Source organism: Kribbella sp. (genome assembly GCF_035687465.1).
Classification (GTDB): domain Bacteria; phylum Actinomycetota; class Actinomycetes; order Propionibacteriales; family Kribbellaceae; genus Kribbella.
Genome location: NZ_DASRXP010000399.1, coordinates 1 through 4,534 on the forward strand (window position 1 = coordinate 1; position 4,534 = coordinate 4,534).

Genomic DNA, 4,534 nt, shown 5'->3' on the forward strand with positions numbered 1-4,534 from the left:
GTAGGGAGACAGGTTGTGCAACAGTTCTCTGTTTCATTGGGCAGGTTGTCCAGTATTCTCAGGGTTCTGTTGGACTATTCGGTCACCCTGACCACTGGAGGAAGCATGGCCGGAGTGGATCGCCTGGACGCCAGGATCCTCGACCTGTTCGCGGCCGAGCCCCGGGTCGGCGTACTCGAGGCGTCCCGGCGACTCGGAGTCGCACGCGGCACCGTGCAGGCGCGGCTCGACCGGTTGCAACGTGACGGGGTGGTGCGCGGGTGGGCGCCGGACGTCGATACCAGCGCGATCGGCTACCCGGTGACGGCGTTCGCGACGCTGCAGATCGAGCAGGGTTCAGGGCATACGGCGGTCGCGGCCGCGCTGGCGGCGATCCCGGAGGTACTTGAGGTGCACACGATCACGGGCGCCGAGGATCTGTGGTGCCGCATCGTCGCGCGCTCCAACGCGGATCTCCAACGGGTGATCGACCAGGTGGTGATCGTCCGCGGCATCCAGCGAGCCTCCACAGTGATCGCCCTCGCCGAACAGATCCCCCACCGAGTCCTCCCCCTCCTCCACGCCGCCACCCGGACCTAACACCCTCTCCGTTCATTCGCCCCCTTTTCACCCCTCGCGTGGACACCTGTCTCATCCCAGGGGTGAAAAGGGGGCGAATGAACGGGAGCTGTGGGTGGGCACGGCGCACGCCGCAGGTGGAGTAGTGGGGTCAGGCGAGGCGTTTGGCTACTTCGACCGCGGCTCGGGCTACTCGGGGGCCGACGAAGTCGCGGTCCAGTTTGCCGAGGACGACGACGCCGATGGAGGCCTCGACGCCGGGGACCCCCAGGACCGGGGACGAGACTCCTTGGGCGCCCGCTTGGAGCTCGCCGGCGGTGATGACGAACGGCCGTCCGGCCGGATCCGGCTTACGGCGGCCCGCCAGGATCGCCTTGCCCGCGGCACCCTGGTCCAGCGCATGCCGGGACCCCATCCGGTACGAAACGTGGAAATCGGTCCAGCTCGGTTCGATCACCGCGATCGCGAGCGCCTCGTCACCGTCAGCCACAGTCAGGTGTGCCGTAGCCCCGGTGTCCTCGGCGAGCGAGCGCAGTACGGGCAGGGCCGCGTCGCGCAGGGTCGGCTGGACGCGCCGGCTGTAGTGCAGCACCGCCAGCCCCAGCCTCGCCCGGCCCTCGCTGTCGCGACGCACCAGCCGGTGCAGTTCGAGCGTGTTGACCAGGCGATAGACCACCGTGCGGCTCACGCCGAGGGAGGCCGCCAGCTCGGTGATCGAGAGGCCGTCCGGGGCGTCCGCCAGCAACTCGAGGACCGTCAGGCCCCGGTCGAGCGTCTGGGACGTCTCTGCGGGCACAGCCGAAGCGTATCCGTTTTTCGGCCGCGGCCCGATGGCCCCGTATCTTGCTGCCGTGCGAAACTACTGGGCGCTGCTCCCCGCGATCGCGATCTGCGTCGCACTGATCCTGGTTTATGCCGTCCCGACCTTGATCAACCCGCAATGGACCAGCAACGTCCTGGCCGTCTTCCGGCAGCATCCGGAAGACGACGACAAAGCCGGCAAACTCGGGCCGAAACAGGCCCGCTCGCGGCGGGGGCTCGCCGGATTCCTGGTGGTCGCCGCGCTGGCCCTGATCGGGTTCAACGTCGCGCTCAACCGTGAGGCGAACGGCTGCTACCAGGCGGCCAAGGCCTGGGGTGCGATCGACGACAAGGAGAAGACGGCCGACCCGTGCATCAACATGATCTACGGGGCCTTCTTCAGCGACGGCGAGGGCGGGATCACCGAGGACAACCCGCAGCCGGTGACGAAGTACCAGGTGGTGCAGGACAAGAAACCGAAGTACCTGCGCTGGATCCAGAACCGGCCCTCGTACGACGACGTCGACATCGCGGTCGGCATCACCAGTAACTGCTCGCTCGACCTGCGCGTGATCGAGAGCGACGAGAAGATCACCGTCGCCCTCAACACCAACGACCCGTGCCCGCCGTCCAACGCCGCCGAGCTCGTCCCGGTCAAGCTGAAGAAGCCGCTGGGCGACCGGCCGATCGTCACGGTCGACGACAAACCGCTGGAGCAGATCAACCCGGACATGGACTCCTGGTTCACCGTACTGAAGAAGCTCGCCACCGGCGGTTGAGCTGGCCCTTTGCTGTTACCGCAAGGCCCGTACTTCGGAGTCGTAGCGGCGGAACGGCTTGTTCAGGGCCAGCAGGATCATCAGGCCGACGATGCACGCGCAGGCGCCGCCCAGGAGCGCGATCGTGGGCGTGGTGAGCGACGCCGTGGTGCCCGCGACGAAGTCCCCGAGCCTGGGTCCGCCGGCGACCACGACGATGAAGACGCCCTGGAGCCGCCCGCGCATCGCGTCCGGCGCGGCCGACTGCAGCACGGTGTTCCGGTACGCCGAACTCACCATGTCGGCCGCACCCGACAGGGCCAGCAACGCCACTCCCAGCCAGATCGTCCGGGACAACCCGAACAGGCCGACCGCGGCCGCGTACACCGTGATCGCGACGACGATCGCCACCCCCTGACGGCGGACCCGGCTCACCCAGCCGGAGAACAGGACTCCCACCAGCGCCCCGATCGCGGGGGCCGCTTGGAGCAGACCGACAGTCCGTACGCCGCCTGCGAAGAACGAGCCGGCCACCGCGGGGAAGAGGGCCCGTGGTTGCGCGAGCACCATCGCGAAGATGTCCGCGAGGAAGGTGGCGAGCAGGGCCGGAGCCGCCCGGAGGAAGGTGAACCCTTCGAGCACCGAGCGGAGACCGGCCCGCCGTACCAGCCCGGTCGGGGGAACCGGCGGCAGGCGGAACAGGGCGTACAGGGCGGCGGTGAACGTGATCACGTCCACCAGGTACGCCGCGCCGAACCCCTGCCAGGCGATCACCGCGGCACCGAGCAACGGGCCGGCCGTGAAGCCGAGGTTGAACGCTGCCTGACTGAGGGTGTTCGCGGCCGGGAGCAGGGCCGGGCGGATCAGCCGGGGAATGATCGCGGAACGTGCCGGATTGTTCACGGCGAAACAGGCCGACTGGACGGCGACGACGGCGTACAGGACCCAGACCCGGTTCCAGTGCAGTTCGGACTGGACCACGAGCAGCATGGAGAGCAGCCAGAGCCCGGCCGAGGAGACGAGAGCGAGCGTACGGCGGTCGACGGCGTCGGCCATCGCCCCGCCGTACAAGCCGAAGACGATCAGCGGAACCAGTGCGGAGAGCCCGACCAGCCCGACCGAGAAGGTGGACTGGGTCAGCGCGTAGACCTGGATCGACACGGTCACCGCGGTCATCTGCTGCCCGAGCTGCGAAACCGTCGACCCGATCCACAGCCGCCGGAAGTCCGCCGACTCTCGCAACGGACGAACGTCAGTCAGCAACCGAGGCACAGGGGCAACCTATGTCACTACCATGTCGCTCCGGCCAGAGGCTCCACTCCACCTTCGACTTCGACTGACCTGCGCTTGGATCACCAGGGCAGGACGCCCTCCTCGGCGTGGAGGCGGCCGGTGGGGCCGTTTGGTGGGAGCGTGGCGAGGCGGACGGCGACGGCTGCACCTTGGGCGGGGGTGCGGGGTGCGTCCCAGCCGCCCATGTCGGTGGCGCAGTTGCCCGGGTCGGCGGCGTTGACGAGGATGCCGGTGTCGCGGAGTTCGTTGGCCAGCATCACCGTGACCATGTTCACCGCGACCTTGGACGAGTTGTAGCCCAGCGTGAGGATGGTCGACATCTCCGAGTCCGGATCGCCCACCCGCGTCAGCGAGGCCAGCTCGCTGGACAGGTTCACGATCCGCGCGGCCGGCGCGTTCCGCAGCAGCGGCAGCATGGCGTTGGTGGTCGACACCAGCCCGATCACGTTCGTCTGATAGCTCGCGCGCAGGGCTTCGGCGGAAGTCTCGCTGACCGGACCGTCACCATCGGCGATGATCGCCGCGTTGTTCACCAGGACGTCGAGGCGCCCGTGCACCTCGTCGATCCACGCGGCCGCTGCCCGGATGGAGTCGTCGTCCGTCACCTCCAGCCGGACCACCTCCGCATCGATGCCCTCGGCAATGAGTTCCTTGGCGGTCGCCTCACCCCTGGCAAGGTCCCGCGCGCCGATGATCACCGTGTACCCGAGGTCGCCCAACTGCCGGGCGATCTCCCGGCCGATTCCCTTGGTAGCGCCTGTCACGAGCGCGCTCTTGTGGTTGCTCATGCCAACAACCCTGGTGCGGATCCGCCGACCGGGGCAGAGCGAGCGGAGCCTGGGACCGGGAGTCCCTGGTTGCGGGGTGCTCCTGCTGGGATGCTGGGTCCGTGGACAGGGGACAGCTCGCCGACTTCTTGCGGATCCGCCGGGAGGGGCTCCGCCCGGACGACGTGGGTCTGCCGGCAGGACTACGACGCCGTACGCCGGGCCTTCGGCGCGAGGAGGTCGCGAACCTGGCCACGATGTCCACCGACTACTACACGCGGCTCGAACAAGGACGTGGGCCGCGTCCGTCCCGCCCGGTGCTGTCCGGCCTGGCGCGCGCGTTGCGGTTGTCCGACG

General features: G+C 68.7%; 6 protein-coding genes. 3 read left to right on the forward strand and 3 right to left on the reverse strand.

The features are described from left to right. The first annotated feature begins 105 nt into the window (after positions 1 to 105). A complete protein-coding gene (locus VFG33_RS20760) occupies positions 106 to 579 on the forward strand; it encodes an Lrp/AsnC family transcriptional regulator (RefSeq protein ID WP_325054570.1) in 474 nt (157 codons plus the stop codon). Positions 580 to 709: 130 nt separating this feature from the next. Here VFG33_RS20760 and VFG33_RS20765 read toward each other — a convergent pair whose 3' ends face one another. Beyond that, positions 710 to 1,354: an IclR family transcriptional regulator gene (locus tag VFG33_RS20765; protein ID WP_012919439.1), complete on the reverse strand. Its 645-nt coding sequence runs from the start codon at positions 1,352 to 1,354 to the stop codon at positions 710 to 712. 55 nt (positions 1,355 to 1,409) lie between these two features. Here VFG33_RS20765 and VFG33_RS20770 point away from each other — a divergent pair, with 55 nt between their 5' ends. After that, positions 1,410 to 2,138 (forward strand): hypothetical protein, encoded by a 729-nt coding sequence (locus VFG33_RS20770; RefSeq protein WP_325054571.1) that lies wholly within the window; start codon positions 1,410 to 1,412, stop codon positions 2,136 to 2,138. A 15-nt stretch (positions 2,139 to 2,153) separates the two neighbouring features. Here the strand turns inward: VFG33_RS20770 and VFG33_RS20775 are convergent, their stop codons facing one another. Further along, the gene (locus VFG33_RS20775) at positions 2,154 to 3,389 is read right to left on the reverse strand and encodes an MFS transporter (RefSeq protein WP_325054572.1); all 1,236 of its coding nucleotides are present in this window, start codon (positions 3,387 to 3,389) and stop codon (positions 2,154 to 2,156) included. Positions 3,390 to 3,469: 80 nt separating this feature from the next. Next, positions 3,470 to 4,198, reverse strand: coding sequence for an SDR family oxidoreductase (locus tag VFG33_RS20780; protein WP_325054573.1), 729 nt, complete (start codon positions 4,196 to 4,198; stop codon positions 3,470 to 3,472). Between the two features lie 101 nt (positions 4,199 to 4,299). Here VFG33_RS20780 and VFG33_RS20785 point away from each other — a divergent pair. After that, positions 4,300 to 4,534: helix-turn-helix domain-containing protein (locus VFG33_RS20785; protein WP_325054574.1), on the forward strand; the 235-nt coding region annotated here is incomplete at its 3' end.

Coding starts and splice junctions, on each gene's coding strand:
- VFG33_RS20760 (WP_325054570.1), top strand. CDS start 106: ATGGCCGGAGTGGATCGCCTGGACGCCAGGATCCTCGACCTGTTCGCG.
- VFG33_RS20780 (WP_325054573.1), bottom strand. CDS start 4,198: ATGAGCAACCACAAGAGCGCGCTCGTGACAGGCGCTACCAAGGGAATC.